This is a genomic window from Oscillibacter sp., assembly GCF_032018205.1.
Taxonomy (GTDB): domain Bacteria; phylum Bacillota; class Clostridia; order Oscillospirales; family Oscillospiraceae; genus Oscillibacter.
Genome location: NZ_DALZOY010000007.1, coordinates 47,068 through 70,731, shown reverse-complemented (window position 1 = coordinate 70,731; position 23,664 = coordinate 47,068). Strand labels below are relative to the sequence as shown.

Below are 23,664 nucleotides of genomic sequence, written 5' to 3'. Positions count from 1 at the left end.
CTAGATTTTCTGTAAGATGCAATCCTACATTTGTAAATATAGCAATATTTGTGCCATTTTTTAAAATGATATCTGGTGAAAAATTCACAACATTTCCATGAAGGGAGGAAAGCAAATAAAGCCAACAATTGCAGGCACTTTTAAGACTCGCCCCATTATTCGCGTGCAGTCCGCCCCTTTATCCGGAAAAAAAGAGCTGCCAATACGTTTCATTTTCAACTCGCCTTTACGGTATGAATACAAAAATGACTTATTGGACAGCTCTGCGAGACTTATCCTCAGCATGGAAAAGGCGCGCTTTAGAGGAACACCGGCCTTTTCGGTGTCTTGGTGCATTAGGTCCCCAGCATTGTTTGCAGGCTGTCCGCCACACTGAGCGGGGCTTCGGTGGCCGCACGAACCTCATCCACCGTGTATTCCGGATTGATTTCCGTCAGCAACAAGCCCCGGTCCGTGACCTTCATAACGCCCATTTCTGTGATAATGGTGGTGACGCAGTTTACTGCCGTGTAGGGCAGAGTGCACTTTTTCAGAATCTTGGGTTTCCCCTTAGCTGTGTGCTCCATGGCAACGATGCATTGCTTTGCCCCCACACACAGATCCATGGCCCCGCCCATTCCCGGCATCTTTTTGCCGGGAATAATCCAGTTTGCCAGACTGCCTTCCTCGTCAACCTCCAGCGCGCCCAAAATACAGGCGTCCACATGGCCGCCGCGAATCAGGGCGAAATTGGTGGCAGAATCCGTGAAGGCCCCACCGGTGAGGACGGAGGAGGGAGCGCCGCCTGCGTCCGTCACGTGATAGGGCGCATAATGCCCGTCCTCTTCACCGGGCCGTCCGCCGGCCCCGACAATGCCAAGCTCGGCGTGAATCGTCACTTCGATGTCCTTTGGCAGGAAGGCCGGAATCATGGTGGGCAGGCCGATGCCAAGATTCACAATGTCCCCGTTTTTCAATTCCTTTGCCGCACGGGCGGCAATCACTTCCTTCGCGTTCACTGTGCTGCGCCCCCCTCCACGATATAGTCCACCAAGATTCCCATGGTCATCACATCTTCCGGCTGAATTTCGCCGATGTTCACCAACTGCTCCGTCTCTACAATCACCAGCTCGGCGGCACCTGCCATAGGGACGTTAAAATTGCGCATGGTCCCCTTATACCAAACGTTGCCTGCCATGTCGGTTTTATAGCCGCCAAGCAGCGCCACGTCGGCCTTCAGCGCCTTCATTAGGAGATAGTCCTTGCCGTCAACTGAGAGTTTGCGATCTGTGAGGGGGCTTTCCTCCACAACGGTCCCCACACCCACCGGCGTCAAAACGCCGCCCAGTCCCGCGCCCCCGGCACGAATCATTTCCGCAAGGGAGCCTTGTGGAACCAAGTTCACCTCCAGCGTTCCCTCCATCGACTGCTGCCCCACCTCGGGCGACATGCCCACATGGGTGGCAATGACCCGCTTCACCTTGCGCCAGTGAATCAGACCGGCCACGCCGTAATAGGGCTCGCCTCCCGGACCGACTTCCCGGCCCATGTCGTTTCCAATCAGGGTAAAGCCGCCCTTATCTGATTTAATCAGCTCGTCAATAATTGAATGGGCCTGCCCGCAGCCCAGAAAGCCGCCAATCATAATGGTTGCGCCACTGGGAATCAACGCCGCCGCTTCCTTTGCGGAAACCACTTGTTTATTTGCCACGCATGTTCCTCCATTTCGTGAGTGTATCTTAGAAATTTACATGATCAGCGCCCTTGAGCTTCAAAATCGCCCGGGCTTCTTCCGCCGTGGCCACCTCGCGGCCCAGAATATGCGCCGCCGAGGCAGCGGCCTGAATCTGCTCCGCATTAGATTTGGCCAGCACCCGGGGGCGGATGTACAGGTTGTCCTCAAGGCCCACGCGGGCATTGCCGCCCATGGCCATCGCCGCCGTGATCATGGGGAACTGATGTCTTCCGGCCGCCGCGCAGGACCAGTTGAATTCGTCAAGCTGCTTTTCGGCGGTATTGTGCAGGAAAACCAGGTTGTCCACCGATGCGGGCAGCCCGCCCTGAATTCCCATGACGAATTGCAGATAAATGGGGCACTTCAAAATGCCTTGCTTTTTGAAATAGGCAATGTTGTTGATCATGCTTGCGTCATAGACTTCAAACTCGGGAATGGTGCCATTTTCCTGCATGGTGTGAATGTAGGTGTCCAGTCCCTGATAGGTATTGGCAAAGACGTTGTCGTAAGTGCCTCCCAGATATTTTTTCTCCCACGCGGGAGCGTCGTCCGTCAACTGTGGAACAAGACCGGCCAAAACAAAATTCATAGAGCCTGCGTTGCAGGAGGCCAGCTCCGGCTTCATATCGGGGACCACCGACAAGCGCTCCTGAACCGTCATCATCTGGCTGGCTCCGGTGGTGATGCAGATGATGACGTCGCATTCCTCCTTGATGGCGCTCGCCATCTGGCGCATCAGCTTGAGATCGGAGGACGGCTCCCCGGTTTTGGGATCTCTTGCGTGCAGATGCACCACGGCCGCGCCTGCCCGGGCCGCGCCAACCGCCTGAGCAACGATATCCTCCGGCGTAATCGGCAGGTACGGGCTCATACTGGACACATGAACCGCGCCGGTGATGGCGGCAGTCAAGATTACCTTATTGTTTTTCATTGAAAAGCTCCTTTCCCTTATTCCTTCACAAGATTTCTGACCTCTTGAAAGTGCTGCTTGGTGCGGCTGTGGAAAAAGCCCAGATCGTTCATGCAGGTGACAAGCTGAAAGCCCTGACGGATGCGTCGGGCTGCGTCGTCGGCGCTGGCAGTCACAATGCCGGGAATAATTCCGTGTCTTTTGCATGCCGCCAAAATGCGATCAATTGCCGCCACCATTTCCGGTGCTTCCACCTTGTGGTTGGCGGAGGAATCGGCCTTAAACTGAATGCCCATTTCCAGAGACAAGTCCCCCGTGCCGATGAAAATTGCGTCCAGACCCGGCGTTGCGGCAATTTCTTCAATATTGTCCAGACCCTCGAGGGACTCGCACTGAACAATGCACAGGGTGTTGTCGTTGGCGTTTTTCACATAGTCGTCGTATGCGCCCCAGCGGGGACCGCGTCCGCCGTTGGCCCCGCGCTTACCAAGGGGAGGATATTTTAAGTACTGCACTGCGTGCTGCGCCTGGGCGGGGGTTCCCACCAGCGGGGCCATCACGCCGTGGACACCCACGTCCAGCATCCGACTCATCATGGGCGCGTCGTCCGGGTCATAAACCCGGACCAGCGGAGCCATGCCGTACAGCTCCGAGGCGCGGCACATCTGGACGATGCTTTCCGCATCCGTCTCCGCGTGCTCGCAGTCAATCATCACGAAGTCCAGTCCGCCAAGGCCGAGAATCTCGCAGTTCACCGCCGAGCCGGAGGCCACAAAGGCTCCCAGCGCATAGCCGTTTTCCGCAATTTTTTCTCGGACAAAATTACGCATTTTCATATCGATCTATCCTTTCCATGCCCGGTCTGACGCATCTTTTATGAAGGTCAACGGGCTGCGGTTTCTTTTAATTAAGTACAGAGGCCGGTTTTCACAGGCCTCCGTACTAAAATGTTCTTCATTGAAAATTCCTGCGGAGGCCGAAAGATTATCCTCTGACCTCAGCGTCGGTATCCTGCGGCCCAGTCAGGTCGGGAACCTCCCGTCCGCCTGCGTCCCAGTCGATATCATATTCGGATTTCAGCCACGCCTTGTACTCATCACAGCTTGAAGAGCGCTTGGGGGACATGATATCCATCTGATAGCACGGGCCCTGAGAGCGATAAACCTGCGCGTAGTGCACATAGTGAGGGGGAACGTTGACCCAGCAGCCGGGGGACAGGCGGTAGGGAACACCGTCCACCCAGTAGTCGCACTCGCCCTTGACGACGGTTGCAATCTGCTCGTTGGGGTGGGTGTGGGGTCCGATGGGCATTCCGTTGAACATCTGGCCTAAGCACATGTGCATGTTGGCGGCCTCCATAGCAAAGCACTTCATGTAGCACATGACCTTGCCGTCAACATCCTTTCTGTGATTGGGCATCCAGGGGAGATCGTTATAGTTGCCGTACATAATTTTAGCCATGATTCAGTTTCCTTTCAGATTCGTTTATTTGTCTTTTCAGCGCAGGGATTTTCTTTGAAGAACAGGGGATCGCGTCAAAATTCCAGATAGCTCTGAGGAAGACCCTCCAGAATGTCAGAGGTCAGACTGTAAGATGCAATGGGATAGCGCAGGCCATTTTTGCTCAGTCCTTCCAGACCATTTACCGCGCGCACCAAGTCCTGCGGGGAAAAGGTCAGCCGTAATTCGTTTTCCCCCATACCGGCAAACTTTTTATCCGCATAGCACGGCAGGCTCATAGACGGCTCTCCCGTCAGAAATGTCCGAACCCAGGAGTCAGAGCAGGTGGACTCGCCCACAAAGGTGAAATTCAGTTTTTTATAGTCCTCAAACTGATACCCGGACAACAGTAAAAACGCCTGCGCTGGGCTCATGTACAGCACGCATACGTCCGGCTGAATCCGCCCCGCCGTCAGCGGCGATGCCACCACGGCCATGTATTCCGGCGGCACGCAGTTCAGCGCCTGATTGTGCGCTTTTGCCGCCTCGAGATTGTTAAACCAGACCCCGTTGAAGATTTCCCCGGAATGCCACTTCTCGTCCCGTTCAAACATCCCGTTGATTCCGCGGCAATAATTTGCGTGCACGTTTTCAAACTTGCAGGCGCTGGTCCAGTTATACTGAGCGGCATGCCCCACAATGGTGCACGGCGGCAGATGCTTCTTATGAATCCGTACCTTCGGGATACTTTGTAGCTCCTCCTCCGTTTTGATCCATTTCATGGCAACAGGAGGCGTTTGCAGGCGCAGCAGCTTTGTCAGCCGCTCGACAATACTTTCCCAGTCATAGTTTTCCATGATGTCACTGTCCCTTCCTCTCAATGACAGGACCTTCTTGCCGGGCTGATTCGGCCCGATACATCCTGTCCGCCTTTTGTAATAGCATTTTGGATGCCAAGTTAACGATATTTGAAATTTTTTATTTTTTACTTTTTTAAGGGACGTTTGGCATCCGTTTTGCTTTTCTTACTAAATATCAAACAAATCTTGAAAATAAAAACTATGAATCAGAAAGGATTGACAGATATGGAGCAAAGCATAAAAGAAATCCCGTTTGGAGTGACGGCCGATGGACAGGCGGTGCAGCTTTTCCGCATCCCCAACAGCACCAACGATTACGTTGAGGTATCTACATACGGGTGTAGCCTCAAGAGCGTTTTCATTCATAATCGTCGGGGCGCTCTTCAAAACATGCTGGCTGGCTTTGAGACGCTGGCGGAGTATGAGCAGGCCCCCACGCTCATATGCGGAATCGCAGCCGGCGCTGCTGCCGGAGACTACGCGCGGCTGCTGGCCCACAAGGTCTGGAAGGTGGAGGAGACCGGCGACAATTACGTGCTGATGTCCTGTGCCACCTCTGCGGAGGAAAGCGGCTGCGCCATGACCGTGGGGGTTCGCATCATGTGGGTTAATTTAAATCGTCTGGTGGTGGATTTATATGTGACGCCGGAGCAGCAGGCGGCAGTCAATTTCAGCTGTCAGTTTCCGTTCCGGTTGCTGGAGAGCGGCGGGCTGGACGGCTACGTCACGCGCACCTTCTGCGCTACAACACTGGCGGAAGGAGAGGTGTGTCCCATCAGCGACACGCCCTACGCCGACATGGCGTTTCAGCCTGTGGAGGGGTCTTCCGTCACCTTTATTTCAGGGGACGACGAGGTGAAGCCCATGGCCGAACTGGCCAACGTTCAGGCAGGGCTCACGGTTTCCGCCTACGGGAATCTGTCCTCTCTTCGCGTGGAGCCGCAACCGCTGCTTGGGTCCGTCCTTGTAAGTCAATCCATGATGCGGGAGGTCACGCTGGGCGGGGGAGAAACCCTGTCAGGCAGAGTCATTTATGGATTTGACAAGCTGCTTACGAAAGAAGAACTGGAAAACCCGGAACCCTCCTGTTTTGGCGGCTTTTGCTGATTTAAAAAATGAATTGAATTCGGATTGCTTTTTGCGGACAATTTCACAGATGACTTAAAATATGGGCGCGGCGGGAATCATAAATTTCCCGCCCCGCCCTGGGACATCAGTGAACTTTTTCTTCCGTCAGTCCTGTGCAATCCGCCTATAAAAAATCAAAGGGGATACCAAAATTTTGTGCCGAAGCGATATTCGGTGATAAACGCAAAGTTTTTTATTGACTTCTCCTTGGGCCTTTGCTAAGATACGTTCAAACATGAAGATGTGAAGTAGTAAGCAGCATTGCCCTTTCAGAGAGTTGCCGTCTGGTGCGAGGCAACAGGGCGCAATCTGCCGAACTGGTCACGGAATGGCTGCGCCGAACACATAAGTAGGCGCGGACGGAAGCCCCCGTTACAGAAGGCAGAGGTATGTCAGTACCTCGTAAAGTGCATTCGCAAGAATGAAGAAGAGTGGTACCGCGTGAGGATTTTATCCTTTCGTCTCTTTGCTAAACCGCAAGGAGACGGAAGGATTTTTTGCGTCTTCTTGGACAGTATTTGGGAGGTCAACATGAAAACAGCAGCGACGACATCGGCAGCAATTCCGAATCCCGACATGAAATCCAGAAGGAGCGCGTTTTTCCTCGCTTTTTCCGTGGGCTCGGTCCTGTTCTCGGCCCACGCCGGAGGCGGCTTTGCCACCGGCAATCAGGCCAACACCTATTATGTGGGCCTTGGCTGGCTTGGTCCGGTGGCGGCCATTCTGGCGGTGCTCCTCATGTCCCTGACCATGCGGGAAGCCATGTTCTTTTACAATTCGCGGAACCTCAAATCCTACAAAGAGCTGTTTGAAGCTATTTTCAGCCCCTTTAAAAAGATTGAATGGCTTTTCGAGGTGTTTTTCTACATCATGGTGGTCATGGCCATTGCCGCCGCCATCTCGGGAGCGGCCTCTGCGCTGAACGCTTACTTTGGAATTCCCTATGCCCTCAGCGTTCTGGCGGTTGGCGCGCTGGTGCTGACACTTACCATCTTTGGGGCGAATCTGGTTCGTCTGGCCTCCACCTATATGGGCATGGCCATTCTGGTCATCGCCATCAGCATTTACGCCATCGGTATTACCAAGGGGGAGAACATCGCCACCGTTCTGTCCGCCAGCTTTCAAAACACCGGCTTTTCCATGTTTCCCAAGGCGATTTTAAACGCTTTTGTCTACGCGGGCTTCCAGTGCGTCACGCTGCCCACCATGCTGGCCTGCGGCAAGCCGCTTTCCGATAAGCGGGGCTGCAACAAATCCATGAACATTGCCTTTGTTATGAACGCCGCCGCGTTGACCCTGTCGGTTTTCATGCTGCTGTCTTGGCAGGGGTTTTATACTGCTGCGGAGGGCGGAACCGTGATCCCTACGCTCACTGTCTGCCGCGAGATCGGCATTCCGTGGCTCACGGTGGCCTATGGGGCCTGCCTGTTGCTGTGCCTAATTTCCACCGGCGTCACCACCACCTTCGGGTTTGTGGCCAAGTTTGAAAATGTATCTGTTTTCAAAGGGATTGAGAATCCCGCCTTGAAAAACGGCATTATTGCCGCCTCCATCATCGCAATCTCCATGGGAATCTCCTTTGCGGGGCTGACCAACATTATCAAATACGGCTATGGCTACTGTGGGTATCTTGGCATCGCGGTGGTGATCGTTCCCATGCTGACCATGGGCGTTTATAAAAACCGTCAGTTTTTGGCGGCAAATCCGGGTTATAAGGGTTAAGGAGAGGTAAGAAATGGAAAGAACACTGATTCCAAGCTATACCATCGGCGCGGACGCGTATGACGGAATTTCCTCCGTCTGCTCTGCCTACGGAACAAAGGCGGTGATGATCGGGGGCAAAAAGGCCATGGCCGCAGCGCAGGAGAAAATTATTTCCGCGCTGGAGGGTTCCTCTGTGGAGGTGGTCCGCTGCCTGTGGAACGGGGGAGAGGCCTCCGTTGAAAATATCGAACGGCTCACCCCCGACACGGAGGACGCGGACATGATTTTCGCCGTGGGCGGCGGCAAGGCCATCGACACCGCAAAGGTGCTGGCACAGCGGGCGGGGAAGCCCTTCTTCACCTTCCCCACCATCGCTTCCACCTGCGCCGCATACACCAGTCTTGGCATTCTCTATCATCCGGACGGAAGCCTGCGGGAATACTCTTTCTCCAAGGTTCCGGCGAACCATGTGTTCATCAACACCCAAATTATCGCGGAGGCGCCCGTCAAATATCTCTGGGCCGGAATTGGCGACACCATGGCGAAGCACTACGAGTGCACCGTCTCTTCCCGGGGGCATACCCCCCGCCACTCCGACGGCATGGGCATTGCCCTAAGCACCATGTGCGCAAAGCCTCTGAAAATTTTCGGAAAGCAGGCGCTTAAGGACTGCGAAGCAAACACCGTGACCTCCGACCTGACGGAGACGGTGCTCGGCATCATTGTGTCCACCGGCATGGTTTCCAACTTTGTGCAGGTGGACTACACCACGGGCCTTGCCCACGCGGTGTACAACGGCTTCACGATTCTGCCCTCCACGGAGGAGTTTCACCATCTCCACGGTGAGGTGGTGGCCTACGGAATTCTGGTGCTGCTTACCGTTGACAAGCAGTATGAGGAGCGGGACGAGGTGTTCCGGTTCAGCAAATCCATCGGGCTGCCCACGAAGCTTGCGGATATCCACGCCACGGAGGACGACTTGCAAAAGGTAGCCGACAAGGCGTTGAAGGGCATCGATGTGCGGGTTTACCCCTACGAGGTGACCGATGCACTGATTATAGGCGGTATTCGGGAGCTGGAGGAATATAACCGGATGCAGGAGCAGACCCGCTGAGACATCTGGCGGTTCCGACGTATGGGGCAGCGCAGACGGGCCGCCCGAAACAGTGGGGGCTTGATTGAATCAGCCCTTTTTCGAGGACGGCGACTGTGAATGGATAAAAAACCGCCCCGCCGAATTTCGGCGGGGCGGGGAAGACGGCGGTTCAGTCGTCCAGCTTAGCGTTGCACTTTGCAAGGAAGCGGGCATTGTCGATGACGGCGCGGGTGTGGGTCCCGTGGCCGATAGGGCCTTTTTCGTCCCAGGCCGTGACCTTGAAGTCCACCATTTTGCCGTTTTCAGAAATGGCAGTGACTTCGGCTTCCGCCCAGACCTTCATACCCACGGGGGTGGGGGCGTCGTGGCTGATTTCAAGGCGCACGCCGACGCTGCCCTTGCCCTCCTCAAGACCCTGCTGCAAACAGTTGAGGGCTGCGGTTTCCATCAGGGCCACCATAAACGGCGTGCCAAACACCGGCAGCGCGCCGGACCCGGCGGCGGAGGCGGTCAGCGCGTCTGTGACTGTCTGCTCCCCACGGTAGGTTGTTCCGATTGTTACCATTTTTGCATTCTCCTTTGTTTGTTGAATTGTGTGTGTTCATTATACCGATAAGCTCTTTGCCTTACAAGGGTAAAAAGAAAAAAACCGGATGGGACCGGTTTTTAGGGAGAATGCAGGCGGCGGGGAAACCGGATTCCGGTTTCCCCGCCGTTTTTTAATTGTCGGGCTTAAGCCTTCAGTCGCAGCCACTCGGAGTCATAGAGCTTCAACGTGGCTTCGGGCAGGTTCAAAAATGCTTCACAGCTTGCCAGCACCTCGTCCGAAGGATAGGCCACTGGGTCAGAGGTAATTTCCGGATCCAGCGCTGCCTTGACGCTCATCAGGGGAGTGGAGTAGCCGATGGCCTCGCAGTTGGCGACACCCACCTCCGTGGAGCACATGAAGTTGATGAACTTCTCTGCGTTTTCCTGATTGGCGGCGCCTACGGGGATGCACATGGCGTCGGTAAAGATGTTGGTTCCCTCGGAGGGAAGTACGAAGGCAAGATCCTCGTTATTGGCGTGCATGGAGAGATAGTCTCCCGCGTAATACACGCCCATGGCGGCTTCTCCGCCTTCCAGCTTGTCAAAAATCTCGTCCATGACATAGGCCTGAACAATGCCGTCCTTCTTCTGCTGAATCAGAAGGTCCGTGGCTTCGGTAATCTGGGCCGGGTCGGTGGTATTGTAGGAATAGCCGAGGGTTTTCAGCGCCACGCCGATGGCGTCCCGGGAGTTGTTGATCATCAAGACCTGCCCTGCGTATTTTGTGTCAAACAGGGCCTGATAGCTGGTGATGGCCTCGTCCACCATGGATGTGTTGTAGATAATACCCACAGTACCCCACATATAGGGGACGGAATAGGCATTCTCCGGGTCATAGGCGGGATTCAGAAAATTGGGGTCCACGTCTGCCGCGTTGGGGATGTTGTCAAAGTTCAGCGGCAGAAGCATCTCCTCGTCAATCAGACGGGAGATCATATAGTCAGAGGGAATGATTACGTCATAGGAGTCTCCCTGCTTCAGGTTGGCGTACAGCGTTTCATTGTCGGGGCAAACGGTGTAGTTCACCTTAATGCCGGTGTCCTCCTGAAATTTTTTAATTACGTCCAGCGTTTCGTCCTGTCCGTCCGAGATATACTCGCCCCAGTTGAGAACGTTCACCTCACCGTTGGGATACTTGCCGGCAGAGTCGCCGCAGGCGGTGAGCAGGGGGCAGACCAAAAGGGCCGCCAGAGCCAGAGAGAGGATCTTTTTCAATTCTTCATATTCTCCTTTGCAGATTGTAGTATGGGGGCAAACGGCGCGCTGCGCCGGAGCCTTTAGGTTCTTGGGGTCAGTGCGGCGCGCTGCCGCCGTACGGCGGAATTCTGTCGGGACTGACGCAGGTTCACGATCACCAGCAGCGCCAGCACCGAGATAAATAAAAGCGTGGAAATGGCGTTGATTTCCGGGCTGATTTTCCGCCTTGCCATAGAATAAACCTCCATCGCAAGGGTGGAAACCTTGTTGCCTGCGGTAAAATAAGAAATCACAAAATCGTCCACCGACATGGTAAAGGCAATGATTGTCCCGTTGACAATGCCGGGCATCAGGTCGGGGAGAATGACTTTGCGGAAGGCGTAAAAGCCCCGGGCACCCAAATCTTGCGCCGCCTCGTAGATGTGGGGGTCCAACTGCCGCAATCTGGGCATGACGGAGAGAATTACATAGGGAATGTCAAAGGTGACGTGGGCGATCAGCATGGTGCCAAAGCCCTTGACCAGCGTCATGCCAGTAGCCTTGCCAACGGTAGCGTTAAACGCCCCGATGGCAAGCATGAACAGGAGGGATAGAGACACACCTGTTACAATGTCCGCGTTGGTCAGGGGAATGTTGTTAATGGACATTAAAGTGTGGCGGCTGCGCCGCTTCATGGCCGCGAAGCCCATGGCGGCGGCGGTCCCCGCCACCATGGCGATGAGGGAGGCCAGCACGCTCACCAAAAGCGTGGTTCTCAAGGCGCTGAGAATCGCATCGTCCTGAAACAGGCGAACATACCATTGCAGGGAAAAGCCGCCCCACACTGTCCGACTTTTCGTGGCATTAAAAGAAAAGAAAATCAGCACGAAAATCGGCGCGTAGAGAAACAAAAAGGTCAGTGCCATCAGCAGGCGATTGCCAAAATGATTCGTTTTCACAGCAGCATCGCCTCCTCCTCGCCCTCTCCAAAGCGGTTCATCACGGCCATGGAGATCAGCACAATGGCCATCATTACAAGGGAGATGGCAGAGCCGAGGTAGGGGTTGTACGACCCGCCCAAAAACTGCGTTTCAATCAGGTCGCCCAGTAGCGTCACCATGCCGCCGCCAAGCAGGCGGGAGATGGCAAAGGTTGCAACCGAGGGGACGAACACCATGGTGACTCCAGAGAGAATCCCGGGAACCGACAAAGGGAAAATCAGCCTGCGGAAGACCACGGCGCTGTTGGCGCCCAAGTCCTGCGCCGCTTCAATCAGCCGTGGGTCAATTTTCTCAATCACCGTGAAAATGGGCAGAATCATAAAAGGCAGATAGTTATACACCATGCCCAGCACGATGGCCCCGCGGGTGTTGATCATGGGGAAATAGGTGAAATCCGTCCCGAACAGGCCGTTTACCAAAGCAATCAGGCCAATTTTTTGAAACAGGGTGTTCAAAAGCCCAGTGTTTTCCAAAATGGACATCCAGGAGTAGGTTTGAAGCAGAAAGTTCATCCACATGGGCAGCATAATCAGGATTGTGGCGATGCGCCGAAGGCCCGGGCCCTCCCGGGCCAGAAACCAGGCCACGGGATAGCCGATCAGAATGCAGATCAGCGTAGCGATGGCCGCCAGCAGGAAGGACCGGCCGAACACGGCGGCATAGGTCCCCATGGCACGAAAATTTTCCAGCGTAAAGCTTGTGCCATTGTGAAAGGCGTAAATCACCACCAAGATCAGAGGCGCCACCACAAAAATTGCCATCCATGCCACATACGGCATGGCCAGACCCTTATTCCTCATGGCCGCCGCCCTCCGGGGAATCCTCCTCCTCGTCCAGCGCCTCCGCGTCGGACAGCTCGTCATATTCCTCGCTGTAAGAGCTGTAATCTCCAAATTTTCCGGAGTACGCGCTCTTTTTCATAATGTGAAATCCTTCCGGGTCAATTTTTACACCGATTTTTGCGCCCAAAGGCGAGTGGTCTGTGGTCTGAATCAGCCACTTAAAGCCGCGAAAGTCCACGATGATATCATACTGCATGCCCTTGAAGGTCACGTTGGTGACGGTACCTACAATCTGGCCCTGCTCCACGGGAACAATGTCGATATCCTCCGGGCGGACCACCACGTCCACCGGCTCGTTCGGTGCAAAGCCTCCGTCCACGCAGGGGAAGGTCTTGCCGTACAGCTTAACCACCCGGTCTTCAAGCATCACGCCGTCGATGATGTTGGACTCGCCGATAAAGTCCGCCACAAAGGCGTTTTTCGGCTCGTTGTAGATGTCCTCCGGCGTGCCGATCTGCTGGATGGAGCCCTTGTCCATCACCACGATGGTGTCGGACATGGTGAGGGCCTCCTCCTGATCGTGGGTAACATATATAAAGGTAATGCCCACCTGTTGCTGAATCTTTTTCAGTTCCATCTGCATATCCTTGCGCAGCTTCAGATCCAGCGCGCCCAAAGGCTCGTCCAAAAGCAGCACCTTGGGCCGGTTTACCAGCGCCCGGGCGATGGCAACTCGCTGCTGCTGGCCGCCGGAAAGGGCGTCCGGCTTGCGGTGCTCAAAGCCGAGAAGGCTGACGGTTTCCAGCATTTCCAAGACCTGTCGCTTGATTTCCGTCTCCGAGAGCTTCACTGTCCGCTTTCCGGAAGGGTCGGCGGGGTCGGGAACGCGCTTCATCCGCAACCCGAAGGCCACGTTTTCAAATACGTTCATGTTGGGAAACAGGGCGTATTTCTGAAACACCGTGTTGATCTGCCGCTGAAAGGGCGGAACGTCATTAATCCTCACACCGTCGAACAGGACATCTCCCGACGTTGGCGTCGTGAAACCCCCGATGATACGCAGCGTCGTGGTTTTGCCACAGCCGCTGGGTCCAAGCAGTGTGAGGAATTCTTTGTCATTGATGTAGAGATTTAAGTGATCGAGAACAAGCTCGTCGTCAAACGCCATGCAGAGATCTCGCAGGCGAATCAACTCTTTGGACATTTATCCTCCCCCGTTTCTACAATTGATAGAATAAAAACGCCTCTTTTCTCTGTTGAGGGGGAACCTTTCTCGTTGAAATTCGGCAATTACAAACTATATCGAAAAGGCTCTGAAAAGTCAAGGAAAATAGCGATTTTTGAACGGAATATTTTCTACCCGCAAAACCTTGCCCCGCAGGTATTGAAGAATTCCCGCATCCGACTGAAAATCAAACGCCAGTTGATAAGACCAAAGGCACTGCTTTTGCTCCCCGTAGCGCCGATTCGTCTCGCCCCGGCCATATTTGCCGTCTCCCAGCAGGGGACAGCCGATTTCCGCCATCGAAACACGGATTTGATGGGTTCTGCCTGTCAAAAGCTCGCACTCCACCAGAGACAGTTCGCCTTTCGTCTGCAAGGTCTTATAATAGGTAACGGCGCTGCGTCCGCCGGGGATGGGGCGGCGGTAAAAAGAAACCTCTTTTTTTCGCTCATCCTTTAAAAGAAAACCCTCGATTTTTCCGGCAGAGGGCCGGGGATTTCCCACCGCCACGCACAGATAGGTCTTTCGCAGCTCGTGGGTGCGGATTTTATCGTTGATAATCCGCAGCGTCTCTGCGTTTTTCGCGGCGATGACGATACCGCCGGTGTTACGGTCGATGCGGTTACAAAGGGCCGGGGCAAAGGAGTTCTCCTCCGCTGGGTCCCACTCGTGCTGCTGATAAAGGTATGCCTGAATGTGGTGGACCAGCGTGTTCACCTTTTCTGCTTCGTCGGCGTGGACCACAAGGCCTGGACGCTTATTTACCAGCAGAAGGTTTTCATCTTCATATATAATGTCAAGCTGGGGACGAAAGGCGGAGAGGAATTTGTCTTCCTCTGCGTCCGGCTCCTGAAAAAATTCGTCGTTGACGTACATCTGCACGATATCGCCCAATTCCAGCCGGACCTCCCGCTTTGCGCCCTTGCCGTTGACCTTCACCCGCTTGAGGCGGATATATTTCTGCACCAGAGCGGGGGGCAGAGTGGGCGCGGCCTTGGCCGTGAATCGATCCAGCCGCTGTCCGGCGTCGTTTTTGTTGATGGTAAATTCCCGCATAGGACCCTCCAAATATCGGTATAGGCACATTGTAGCCGATTTTAGGAAAAAAGCAAGGAAATCCGAAAAAGTATTTGACAAGTCTTTCAATATCCATTATAATACTGCTCGTGTCATTGCGAGGTGTGCTATGCGTTTGGATGTAAAACCGATTTTGAATTTGCCCGGAAAATCCTTGGATTTTCATTTTTCCATGGATTTGTCCGACGCGGAGCTGAACGGTCAGTATCCCGTGGGAGAGCCGGTTGAGGTGGAAGGGTCTGTACGCAACAGCGCGGGTGCGCTGGAGCTTTCCATGACTGCATTTGCCACGCTGGACGCCGTCTGTGACCGCTGCACGAAGCCTGTCCGGGTTCCCAAGGAAGTGGAGTTCTCCTGCCTGCTGGCGGAGGAACTGGAAAACGGGGAAAACGACGAGATCGTTTTGCTGGAAAATGGCGAGGTGGATGTGGGCGAGTTGGCCCGCACCGTGTTCATTCTTGAAATGGACGCCAAATTTTTGTGTTCTGAAGATTGCAAAGGACTTTGCTCCCGTTGCGGCGCCGACCTGAACCTCGGTCCCTGCGGCTGCAAGAAGGACGCGGACCCGCGTTTTGCGGCCCTTGCAAAGCTTTTGGAGAGCAACCAATAAATACGTAACAAGAGCGGAGAGGCCAAGCCCTACCGCTGATCTGAAGGAGGTGTCATCATGGCAGTACCCAAGACAAAAGTATCCAAGGCAAGACGGGATAAGCGCCGCAGCTCCACGTGGAAGCTGGCGACCCCCGGCCTCGTTGCCTGTTCCAAATGCGGTGCTCTGCACCTGCCTCACAGAATGTGCAAGGAGTGCGGCACTTACAACGGCCGGACCATCAAGGTCGTCAAGTCCGCGGCCGTGAACGCTGCGAAATAAGGTTTGCATCATAAATGGGGAGGAAAGAGTGCGCTCTTTCCTCCTTGTTTTGTGTCCGGCGAGGGATTGACCGCGCCGGTAGATCTGCCGCGCTCTGTTAGCTGAAATCAAAACGCTGTACTTTTTTGATATGTATGGTATGATTAGCTTGAAAATGAGAATTTTACCATAGTATCTTTGTGGACGCCAGCGTTTCCGCTTTGTGCGCCGGACTGGCTGGTGTGCCGCTTGATTGATCTAAAACGAAAATAGATGCATCGCTTGTTTTGCCCGGCTTTTGGGCATGAATATACAGAAACGGGAGGAAACCCATGAAACCCATTGTTGCCATTGTGGGCCGGCCCAATGTGGGCAAGTCCATGCTGTTCAATAAGCTCATCGGCCGTCGGCTCTCCATTGTGGAGGATACGCCGGGGGTCACCCGCGACCGGGTGTATGGTGAGACGGATTGGAATGGCCGCACCTTTACACTGATTGACACCGGTGGTATTGAGCCCCGGACGGACGACCAGATTCTCACCTTTATGCGCCAGCAGGCGCAGCTTGCAATCGACCACGCCACAGTCATCGTCTTTTTAACGGACGTGAAGACCGGACTCACCGCCTCGGACCACGAGGTGGCGAATATGCTGCTCAAAAGCGGCAAGCCCATCGTTCTGGCGGTGAATAAGATGGACTCCACCGGTGCTATGAACCCGGACTTTTACGAATTCTATAATCTGGGAATGGGCGACCCCGTTGCCGTCTCCGCCGTTCACGGCCACGGCACCGGCGACCTGCTGGACGCCTGTGTGGCCTATTTCCCTCCGGAAGAGGAAGAGTCGGAGGGGGCCGATGCCATCAAGGTGGCGCTGATCGGCAAGCCCAACGTGGGCAAGTCCTCTCTTTTGAACCGGATTCTGGGGGAGGAGCGGAGTATCGTCAGCGACGTGGCGGGCACCACGCGGGACGCCATTGACTCTCCCTTTGAAAACGAGCAGGGGAAGTTCCTGTTCATCGACACGGCGGGCATGCGGAAAAGGTCCAAGGTGGAGGAGGATATCGAGCGGTACAGCGTTTTGCGGGCCACCATGGCCATTGAGCGCAGCGACGTGTGCCTGATCCTCATTGACGGACGGGAAGGCGTGACCGAGCAGGACACCAAGGTGGCAGGTCTTGCCCACGAGGCGGGAAAAGCCGCTGTCATCGTGGTGAATAAGTGGGACCTTGTGGACAAGGACGACAAGACCATGGACCGGCTCACCGCGGACATCCGGCGGGATTTGGGATATATGACCTACGCCCCGATTCTGTTCATCTCCGCCCTGACGGGGCAGCGGGTGAACAAGCTCTTCGAGATGATTGTGGCCGTGAGCAATCAGGCGTCTTTGCGCATCACCACGGGGATGCTGAATAACGTCCTTTCCGACGCGCAGACCCGGGTTCAGCCCCCCTCCGACAAGGGCCGCCGCCTGAAAATCTACTATATGACGCAGGTGGGCATCCGCCCGCCCCATTTTGTGGTGTTCTGCAATGATGCAAGCTTGTTCCATTTTTCCTATCAGCGGTATCTGGAAAACCAAATCCGCGCCGTATTCGGACTGACGGGGACGCCCATCATCCTCTCCATCCGGCAAAAGGGCGACAGGGAGGAATGACGCGATGGCAAGCTATGTGTTGGCTGCGATAATCGCTTATTTTCTGGGCTGCTTTAACGGGGCGGTGATTGTCTCCAAGTATATTCTGAAAGACGATATCCGCACCCATGGCAGCGGCAACGCGGGCCTGACCAATTTTTACCGCACCTTTGGAGGTGCGCTGACCTTTGTCGTCATTCTGACGGACGTGCTCAAGGCGGTGCTTGCGGTACTGATCGGCATTTGGCTCTTTGTGCATTTTCAGGCGCAGACGGCGCTGTTCGGCAAATATTATGCGGGCCTGTTCTGCCTGATCGGGCATATGTTTCCCTGTATGTTCCACTTTAAGGGGGGTAAGGGCATCCTTTCCGGCGGCACGGTGGCCATTATGATCGACTGGAGGCTGGCGCTGATCGCCTGGGGCGCATTTCTGCTGATAACTGCGCTGACGCGGTATGTCTCTCTCGGCTCCGTTTGTGCTGCCGCCGCCTTCCCTACGGTCACGGTTTTTTTGTATCAGGATTTAGTGCTGACAATTCTGAGTGCGGCCATCGGCGGACTGATTCTCTATATGCATCGGGCTAATATCCGGCGGCTGCTTCGTGGCGAGGAGAGCAAGTTCAGCTTCCATCGAAAGCAATAATGGGCGGTTCAAAGGGGCTTTGCCCCGGAAAATTTCCACAGAAAGCGGGATTTGGATATGAAGGCAGTGGTTTTAGGCAGCGGCGGCTGGGGCACGGCTCTGGCCATGGTGCTGTGCGATAATGGGCACGACGTAACCCTCTGGTCCCACAGTCCGGGAAAAGCAGAGCTAATGGAAAAGAGTCGGAAAAATCCGGCGCTGCCTGCCGTGGAGCTTCCTTCTGCGCTGAAATTCAGTGGAGAGATTCGCTGCGTGGAGAACGCGGATATTGTGGTATCCGCCTCGCCGTCCTATGCTGTGCGGAGCAATGTCCGCCCTGCCGTACCGTTTTTGAAGGAGGGCACGGTGCTGGTCAGCGTGTCCAAGGGCATCGAGCGGGACACCAACCTGCGCATGAGCCAGCTTGTGCGGGAGGAAACGGGGGACCGATTCGCCGTGGCGGCCCTGTCCGGCCCCTCCCACGCGGAGGAGGTGAGCCTTCGTCTGCCCACCGGCTGCGTGGCGGCGGGGGAGAATGGCGAGGCTGTGAAGCTGGTGCAGGACGCGTTTATGAACCAAAATTTCCGGGTCTATACCAGCCCGGACATTGTGGGCGTGGAACTGGGTGGCGCGCTGAAAAACGTGGTGGCCCTGAGCTGCGGAATCTGCGACGGAATGGGCTATCAGGACAACACCAAAGCCCTTTTGATGACCCGGGCCATGGGGGAAATCGCCCGGCTGGGCGAGACGCTGGGCGGACACCGCCAGACCTTTGCGGGCCTTGCGGGAATGGGGGACTTGATTGTCACCTGTACCTCCATGCACTCCCGAAACCGCCGCGCAGGCATTCTTATTGGACAAGGGAAGACTGCGCAAGAGGCCATGGAAGAGGTGGGCGCGGTGGTGGAGGGCTATTACGCCGCAGAAAGCGTCCATCAACTAAGCCTGAAGGCGGGGGTGGAAATGCCCATTTGCGATCGTGCCTATCAGGTGCTTTACCGGGGCAGGGCTGTCCGGGACGTAGTGGCGGAGCTGATGGGCCGCTCTAAAAAAGACGAACTGGGCTATGACTGGATGTAATGTGCGATAAAATGTGGCCACGGGCGATTTTGCCCGTGGCCACAAAATCCTGAAGAAATAAAAATAACTCCCGAACCACTTGGCTCGGGAGTTAATTCTCATATCAGACCGCTCTGGTAACTTTGCCGGAACGCAGACACCGGGTACAAACATATACATGGCGCGGCGTACCGTTCACAACTGCTTTGACACGCTTTACGTTGGGCTTCCAGGGACGATTGGAACGTCTATGGGAGTGAGACACCTGAATCCCGAAGGTGACACCCTTATCGCAAAATTCGCACTTAGCCATCCGTTGCACCTCCTTGCTGTTGGGAAATCAAACCTGCTTTTCACAGGCACAAACGATATTTTAACAGATGAAAAGATAAAAAGCAAGGGGAAATCTTAAAAATATTCAAAAATATTAAAGAAGGGCGGGCGGGGTGAAACAGTTGCGGAAAACAGGCGTATACGCTATAATAGACATATACGCTCAATTGGGCGTAAGCGTTATAATAATAACCAAAAAGCGGTTATGATAAAAATACCAATTCATGCCGCAGCGGCGCTGTGCGTCTGCGAACTGAAAACACCGCAGGGCGGCAGGCAAAAGGCCGCCCCGGAAGGAGACTGGCGCTTATGACGGCGAACGGACTGAAAATGACCGAGTTTGCGGCTGCCTTTGATTTGCAGCTACTCAATCGGGGGAGCGATTATGAAGAGGCGGTTCTTACCATCACGGACGTAAATCGTCCGGGACTTCAGTTTTTGGGATTTTACGATTATTTTGATCCCCGCCGCCTTCAGGTGATCGGCAAGGCGGAGGTCATGTATTTGAAGGGCCTGAACGCACAGGAGCGGAAAAAGGCTTTTGACGACCTGTTTCTCTATGATATCCCGGCGCTGGTGGTTTCACGGAATCTGGACTGCTTTCCCGAGTGCCTTGAAAGCGCAAGGGAATACGAGCGGACGCTGCTGCGTACTTCGGAAACCACTGTGGAGTTCACCTCTCACGCCATTGAGTTTCTCAATCGCCGGCTGGCCCCCTGCATAGGGCGGCATGGCGTTTTGATGGATGTATACGGCGAGGGGATTCTGCTTACCGGGGACTCGGGCATCGGAAAGAGCGAGACGGCCATCGAGCTGATTATGCGGGGACACCGGCTGGTGGCGGACGACTCCGTGGATATCCGCCGCATTTCCAACGAGCTGATCGGCACGGCCCCAGAGATGATCCGCCACTACATTGAGCTGCGGGGCATCGGCGTGATCGACGTGCGGCAGTTGTTTGGAATGCGGGCCATCAAGGAAGAGGCCCAGATTGATTTGGTGGTGGAGTTGGAGCAGTGGGACAGCAGCCGGGTTTATGACCGGCTGGGGCTGGAGGATCACTATTTGGAAATTCTGGATTTGCAGGTGCCCTGCGTCAACATTCCCGTGCGGCCCGGACGGAATTTGGCCAGCATTGTGGAGGTGGCCGCCATGAACAACCGCCACCGCCGCTTTGGCTACAACGCCGCAGAGGAACTGGTTCGGCGGGTGGACGAACGGGCGGACCGGGGAGCGCAGTGAGATGTACGTCGGCCTGGACGTAGGGGGGACGAATCTGCGTGCCGGTCTTGTGGATGAAACGGGCCGCCTGCTGGCGGTGCGGAAAATTCCGCTGGGCGAATTTCGGGGAGCGGAGCCTTTTGCAAAAACACTTGCGTCTCTTGCCGCGCAGGCGGCACGGGACGGGGGCATATCCCCGGAGAGTCTTGCATACGTGGGTATGGGCATTCCCGGCGCGGCAGCAAAGGGAGAAGTGCTTTATACCTGCAATATTCCAATGAAAAACGTTCCCCTTGCGCGGTTGTTCCAAAGATATCTGGATGTTCCCATCCTGCTGGAGAACGACGCCAACTGTGCCGCCGTGGGTGAATATTTTTGCGGCGCGGGACAGGGGACGAAAAATTTCGCCGTAGTGACCCTTGGAACCGGCATCGGCGGAGGGTTTATTCTAAACGGAAAGCTCTACTCTGCCGGAGGAATGGCCGGTGAGGTGGGGCATATGGTTGTGGAGAAGGGCGGCGTGCCCTGCGCCTGCGGACGGCGGGGCTGCTGGGAGGCCTATGCCTCCGCCACGGGCCTGATCCGCATGACGAGGGAAGCCATGGAGCGAGATAAAACCAGTCGCTTGTGGGAAGAATCCGATGGCGGAACCGCCGTCACCGGCAGGACGGCCTTTGCGGCGGCCCTGCGGGGGGATGAGACGGCGAAGGCGCTGTGCCAAAGCTATGTTTCGTATCTGGCGGCGGGAGTTGTAAACCTTTTGAACATATTCCAGCCAGAGGTGTTTGCCATCGGCGGCGGAATCGGAGAGGCGGAGGAGGCGCTGCTGCTTGCTCCTCTGCGGGAAATTGTGGACCGGGAGAGCTATGCCGTCCACTGCGGCGGAAAGGTATCCGTGGTCCGGGCCGCGCTTGGCGGCGACGCGGGAATGATTGGCGCGGCGCTGCTGAGGCGGATAATCTGAATTTTTGAGGGGGAGCCGTATGGATTGGGCGGAGGAGCTGGACAAATGGGCGACGGACTATCTGCCGGACCTTGCAATGAAAACTGACGAGGCCATGAGCCGCCATACCTCTTTTCACATCGGCGGACCGGCAAGGCGCATGGCCTTTCCCCGCAGCGGGGAGCAGGCGGTGCTGCTGACGAACTTTGCAAAAAGCTGCGGCGCGCGGCCGCTGGTGATGGGAAACGGGACAAATCTGCTGGTGCCTGACGAAGGGCTGGACCGACTGGTGATTGACACCACCGCCGGGCTGAACCGGCTGGAGCTGGGAGTGGGGGAAAACGAACTGAAGGCCGAGGCTGGTACGTCTCTGGCGCGGCTGGCGGACCTTGCGCAAAAGCAGAGCCTTACGGGATTGGAGTTTGCCCATGGCATCCCCGGTACGGTGGGGGGCGCTTTATGCATGAACGCCGGAGCCTACGGCGGGGAGATGAAGCAGGTGGTGGCCGGAGCCGCCCTTCTGAACCCGGAGGAAGGTGTGAAGTACCTCTCGGCGGAGGAACTGGACCTTGGCTATCGCCGCAGCGTGCTGACTGACCACCCGGACTGGGTGGTTTTATACGCCGTCTTCCGCCTGACACCCGGCGATCCAGTCCAAATCCGGGCGAGGATGAACGACTTGAAAGCAAGGCGAAAAGCCAGTCAGCCTTTAGAGCTTCCCAGCGCGGGCAGCACCTTTAAGCGCCCGGTGGGCGCTTACGCGGGGACCCTGATTGACCAATGCGGGTTGAAGGGACTGCAGGTGGGTGGCGCGCAGGTAAGCGAGAAGCACGCGGGCTTCGTCGTGAACCGGGGGAACGCCACCTTTGCCGACGTGACGGAGCTGATTCGTCAGATTCAGCAGCGAGTGGAGGAGCTTTCCGGGATTCGTCTGGAGCCGGAGGTTAAAATCGTGCGGTGAGCGCCGCGCGGGAGAGAGAAGCGGGTGATTGTATGGAAATTCTAATTATTTCAGGCCTATCTGGGGCTGGAAAGAGCAAGGCCGCCTCCTTTTTGGAGGATTTGGGCTTTTATATCGTGGACAATATGCCCGCGGCGATGATTCTGAAATTTGCGGAGTTTTGCGCCGGGGGAAACGGACGGTATGACCGGGTGGCGCTGGTGTATGATGTGCGGACCTCGGATTCCTTCACAGAGCTGTTCGATGTGCTGGAAAAACTGCGGGGCATGGGCGGCGTGTGCCGGATGCTGTTTTTGCAGGCCTCGCCGGAGACAGTGATCAAGCGGTATAAGGAGACGCGCCGCCGCCATCCGCTCAGCGGAGGGACGGATACCTTGGAGGAAGCCGTCCGCCGGGAGATTGAGGTGATGCGCCCTGTAAAGGAACAGGCGGACTATGTGATCGACACCAGCAGCCTGTCCACTGCACAGCTTCGGGCCGAGCTTTTGCGCCTTTTCAGCGAAAAGGACGAAAAGACGGGGATGACCGTTGCGGTGACCTCCTTCGGATTTAAGTATGGTCTGCCGCTGGAGGCCGATCTGGTGTTGGACGTGCGGTTTTTGCCAAACCCCTTTTATATCGAGGAGCTGCGGGAAAAAACAGGGCTGGACAAGGATGTGTCCGGCTATGTGTTCTCCTTCCGTCAGGCACGGGAATTTCTCGACAAGCTGAAGGATTTGCTGGCGCTGACGCTGCCGCTGTACGCCGGGGAAGGGAAAACCAGCCTCACCGTGTCGGTGGGTTGCACCGGCGGACGGCACCGCTCCGTGGCCGTGGCCCATGCGCTGACAGGCTATATCCGTCAGTTGGGCTACCCCGTGACGGAGTATCACCGGGACATGCCCAAGGGCTGACAGGCCCCGAGGTGAAAGGAACGCCATGGAAAATCAACACACGCTCTACCGTCCTCCAAGAGCGCGGGGGCCCAAAATTGCCGTCATCGGCGGCGGACACGGCCTTTCCAACATGCTGCGGGGACTGAAGCAATATACGGAAAATCTCACCGCCATCGTCACGGTGGCGGACGACGGCGGCGGCTCTGGGGCGCTGCGCAGCGATTTGCGGATGCCTCCCCCGGGAGATATCCGCAACTGCCTTGAGGCGCTGGCCAATACGGAGCCGCTGATGGCGGAGCTGCTGCACTACCGCTTTTCGGAGGGGGTGCTTGCCGGACAGAGCTTTGGAAACCTGTTTCTGGCGGCGCTGAACGGTATTTCCCCCTCCTTTGACGCGGCGGTGAGCCGCATGAGCGAGGTTTTGGCCATCACGGGGCGGGTGCTGCCCGTCACCAATGCCAA

27 protein-coding genes and 1 other annotated feature are annotated in these 23,664 nt (G+C 55.9%); of the genes, 13 read left to right on the top strand and 14 right to left on the bottom strand.

Features of this window, described 5'->3' with window-relative positions; all coding sequences use genetic code 11:
* Positions 1-84: 84 nt before the first annotated feature.
* The 7 genes from RTU96_RS07195 to RTU96_RS07165 all read right to left on the bottom strand — a co-directional run bounded on the left by RTU96_RS07195 (position 85) and on the right by RTU96_RS07165 (position 4,921).
* On the bottom strand, positions 85-336 hold the full coding sequence (locus RTU96_RS07195) for a hypothetical protein (RefSeq protein ID WP_312635849.1): 252 nt from the start codon (positions 334-336) through the stop codon (positions 85-87).
* Positions 336-998 (bottom strand): 3-oxoacid CoA-transferase subunit B, encoded by a 663-nt coding sequence (locus RTU96_RS07190; protein WP_312635848.1) that lies wholly within the window; start codon positions 996-998, stop codon positions 336-338. The genes RTU96_RS07195 and RTU96_RS07190 overlap by 1 nt, the downstream gene beginning before the upstream one ends.
* Positions 995-1,690, bottom strand: coding sequence for a 3-oxoacid CoA-transferase subunit A (locus RTU96_RS07185; RefSeq protein WP_312635846.1), 696 nt, complete (start codon positions 1,688-1,690; stop codon positions 995-997). Before RTU96_RS07185 ends, RTU96_RS07190 begins: the two co-directional genes overlap by 4 nt.
* 28 nt (positions 1,691-1,718) lie before the next feature.
* Positions 1,719-2,645, bottom strand: coding sequence for a 3-keto-5-aminohexanoate cleavage protein (locus RTU96_RS07180; RefSeq protein ID WP_312635844.1), 927 nt, complete (start codon positions 2,643-2,645; stop codon positions 1,719-1,721).
* A gap of 17 nt (positions 2,646-2,662) precedes the next feature.
* Positions 2,663-3,460, bottom strand: a complete 798-nt coding sequence (locus RTU96_RS07175; RefSeq protein ID WP_312635842.1) for an aldolase/citrate lyase family protein — start codon at positions 3,458-3,460, stop codon at positions 2,663-2,665.
* A 148-nt stretch (positions 3,461-3,608) separates the two neighbouring features.
* A complete protein-coding gene (locus RTU96_RS07170) occupies positions 3,609-4,085 on the bottom strand; it encodes a cupin domain-containing protein (RefSeq protein WP_312635840.1) in 477 nt (158 codons plus the stop codon).
* A gap of 74 nt (positions 4,086-4,159) precedes the next feature.
* On the bottom strand, positions 4,160-4,921 hold the full coding sequence (locus RTU96_RS07165) for a DUF169 domain-containing protein (protein WP_312635838.1): 762 nt from the start codon (positions 4,919-4,921) through the stop codon (positions 4,160-4,162).
* 204 nt (positions 4,922-5,125) lie between these two features.
* On the opposite strand from RTU96_RS07165, the gene RTU96_RS07160 reads away from it, so the two are divergent.
* The 3 genes from RTU96_RS07160 (at position 5,126) to RTU96_RS07150 (ending at position 8,870) form a co-directional block, all read left to right on the top strand.
* Positions 5,126-6,031, top strand: coding sequence for a hypothetical protein (locus RTU96_RS07160; protein WP_312635836.1), 906 nt, complete (start codon positions 5,126-5,128; stop codon positions 6,029-6,031).
* A gap of 250 nt (positions 6,032-6,281) precedes the next feature.
* Positions 6,282-6,521, top strand: a binding site (T-box leader).
* Positions 6,522-6,583: 62 nt separating this feature from the next.
* Positions 6,584-7,774, top strand: a complete 1,191-nt coding sequence (locus tag RTU96_RS07155) for a hypothetical protein (RefSeq protein WP_312635835.1) — start codon at positions 6,584-6,586, stop codon at positions 7,772-7,774.
* Positions 7,775-7,787: 13 nt separating this feature from the next.
* On the top strand, positions 7,788-8,870 hold the full coding sequence (locus RTU96_RS07150; RefSeq protein WP_312635834.1) for an iron-containing alcohol dehydrogenase family protein: 1,083 nt from the start codon (positions 7,788-7,790) through the stop codon (positions 8,868-8,870).
* A gap of 151 nt (positions 8,871-9,021) precedes the next feature.
* Here RTU96_RS07150 and RTU96_RS07145 read toward each other — a convergent pair whose 3' ends face one another.
* The 6 genes from RTU96_RS07145 to RTU96_RS07120 all read right to left on the bottom strand — a co-directional run bounded on the left by RTU96_RS07145 (position 9,022) and on the right by RTU96_RS07120 (position 14,680).
* Entirely contained in the window at positions 9,022-9,417 is a 396-nt protein-coding gene (locus RTU96_RS07145) for a thioesterase family protein (RefSeq protein WP_312635832.1), read from the bottom strand.
* A gap of 167 nt (positions 9,418-9,584) precedes the next feature.
* Positions 9,585-10,655 carry a spermidine/putrescine ABC transporter substrate-binding protein gene (locus RTU96_RS07140; RefSeq protein ID WP_312635831.1) on the bottom strand — a complete coding sequence of 357 codons (1,071 nt, stop codon included), beginning with the start codon at positions 10,653-10,655 and terminating at the stop codon, positions 9,585-9,587.
* A 62-nt stretch (positions 10,656-10,717) separates the two neighbouring features.
* The gene (locus tag RTU96_RS07135) at positions 10,718-11,542 is read right to left on the bottom strand and encodes an ABC transporter permease (RefSeq protein ID WP_312635949.1); all 825 of its coding nucleotides are present in this window, start codon (positions 11,540-11,542) and stop codon (positions 10,718-10,720) included.
* A gap of 29 nt (positions 11,543-11,571) precedes the next feature.
* Positions 11,572-12,417 (bottom strand): ABC transporter permease, encoded by an 846-nt coding sequence (locus tag RTU96_RS07130; protein WP_312280227.1) that lies wholly within the window; start codon positions 12,415-12,417, stop codon positions 11,572-11,574.
* Positions 12,407-13,603 carry an ABC transporter ATP-binding protein gene (locus tag RTU96_RS07125; RefSeq protein WP_312635830.1) on the bottom strand — a complete coding sequence of 399 codons (1,197 nt, stop codon included), beginning with the start codon at positions 13,601-13,603 and terminating at the stop codon, positions 12,407-12,409. Before RTU96_RS07125 ends, RTU96_RS07130 begins: the two co-directional genes overlap by 11 nt.
* A gap of 117 nt (positions 13,604-13,720) precedes the next feature.
* A complete protein-coding gene (locus tag RTU96_RS07120) occupies positions 13,721-14,680 on the bottom strand; it encodes an RluA family pseudouridine synthase (RefSeq protein ID WP_312635829.1) in 960 nt (319 codons plus the stop codon).
* A gap of 193 nt (positions 14,681-14,873) precedes the next feature.
* Here RTU96_RS07120 and RTU96_RS07115 point away from each other — a divergent pair, with 193 nt between their 5' ends.
* From RTU96_RS07115 to RTU96_RS07095, 5 genes are all read left to right on the top strand, one after another.
* Complete coding sequence (locus tag RTU96_RS07115; protein ID WP_312635828.1) at positions 14,874-15,311, top strand: DUF177 domain-containing protein; 438 nt, start codon at positions 14,874-14,876, stop codon at positions 15,309-15,311.
* A 57-nt stretch (positions 15,312-15,368) separates the two neighbouring features.
* Positions 15,369-15,572, top strand: coding sequence for a 50S ribosomal protein L32 (rpmF, locus tag RTU96_RS07110; RefSeq protein ID WP_293010272.1), 204 nt, complete (start codon positions 15,369-15,371; stop codon positions 15,570-15,572).
* 311 nt (positions 15,573-15,883) lie between these two features.
* Entirely contained in the window at positions 15,884-17,209 is a 1,326-nt protein-coding gene (gene der / locus RTU96_RS07105) for a ribosome biogenesis GTPase Der (protein WP_294854614.1), read from the top strand.
* 4 nt (positions 17,210-17,213) lie between these two features.
* Positions 17,214-17,831, top strand: coding sequence for a glycerol-3-phosphate 1-O-acyltransferase PlsY (plsY, locus tag RTU96_RS07100; RefSeq protein ID WP_312635827.1), 618 nt, complete (start codon positions 17,214-17,216; stop codon positions 17,829-17,831).
* 57 nt (positions 17,832-17,888) lie between these two features.
* A complete protein-coding gene (locus RTU96_RS07095) occupies positions 17,889-18,890 on the top strand; it encodes an NAD(P)H-dependent glycerol-3-phosphate dehydrogenase (RefSeq protein ID WP_312635826.1) in 1,002 nt (333 codons plus the stop codon).
* 103 nt (positions 18,891-18,993) lie between these two features.
* Here the strand turns inward: RTU96_RS07095 and rpmB are convergent, their stop codons facing one another.
* Positions 18,994-19,182, bottom strand: a complete 189-nt coding sequence (rpmB, locus tag RTU96_RS07090; RefSeq protein ID WP_293010275.1) for a 50S ribosomal protein L28 — start codon at positions 19,180-19,182, stop codon at positions 18,994-18,996.
* A gap of 329 nt (positions 19,183-19,511) precedes the next feature.
* Here rpmB and hprK point away from each other — a divergent pair, with 329 nt between their 5' ends.
* The 5 genes from hprK to RTU96_RS07065 form a co-directional block, all read left to right on the top strand.
* Positions 19,512-20,444, top strand: a complete 933-nt coding sequence (gene hprK / locus RTU96_RS07085) for an HPr(Ser) kinase/phosphatase (RefSeq protein ID WP_293010276.1) — start codon at positions 19,512-19,514, stop codon at positions 20,442-20,444.
* A 1-nt stretch (position 20,445) separates the two neighbouring features.
* Entirely contained in the window at positions 20,446-21,387 is a 942-nt protein-coding gene (locus RTU96_RS07080; protein WP_312635824.1) for an ROK family protein, read from the top strand.
* 19 nt (positions 21,388-21,406) lie between these two features.
* On the top strand, positions 21,407-22,327 hold the full coding sequence (gene murB / locus RTU96_RS07075) for a UDP-N-acetylmuramate dehydrogenase (protein WP_312635823.1): 921 nt from the start codon (positions 21,407-21,409) through the stop codon (positions 22,325-22,327).
* A gap of 32 nt (positions 22,328-22,359) precedes the next feature.
* The gene (gene rapZ, locus RTU96_RS07070) at positions 22,360-23,220 is read left to right on the top strand and encodes an RNase adapter RapZ (protein ID WP_312635821.1); all 861 of its coding nucleotides are present in this window, start codon (positions 22,360-22,362) and stop codon (positions 23,218-23,220) included.
* Between the two features lie 25 nt (positions 23,221-23,245).
* Positions 23,246-23,664, top strand: a 419-nt coding sequence (locus RTU96_RS07065) for a YvcK family protein (protein WP_312635819.1), incomplete at its 3' end; no start/stop codon positions are given.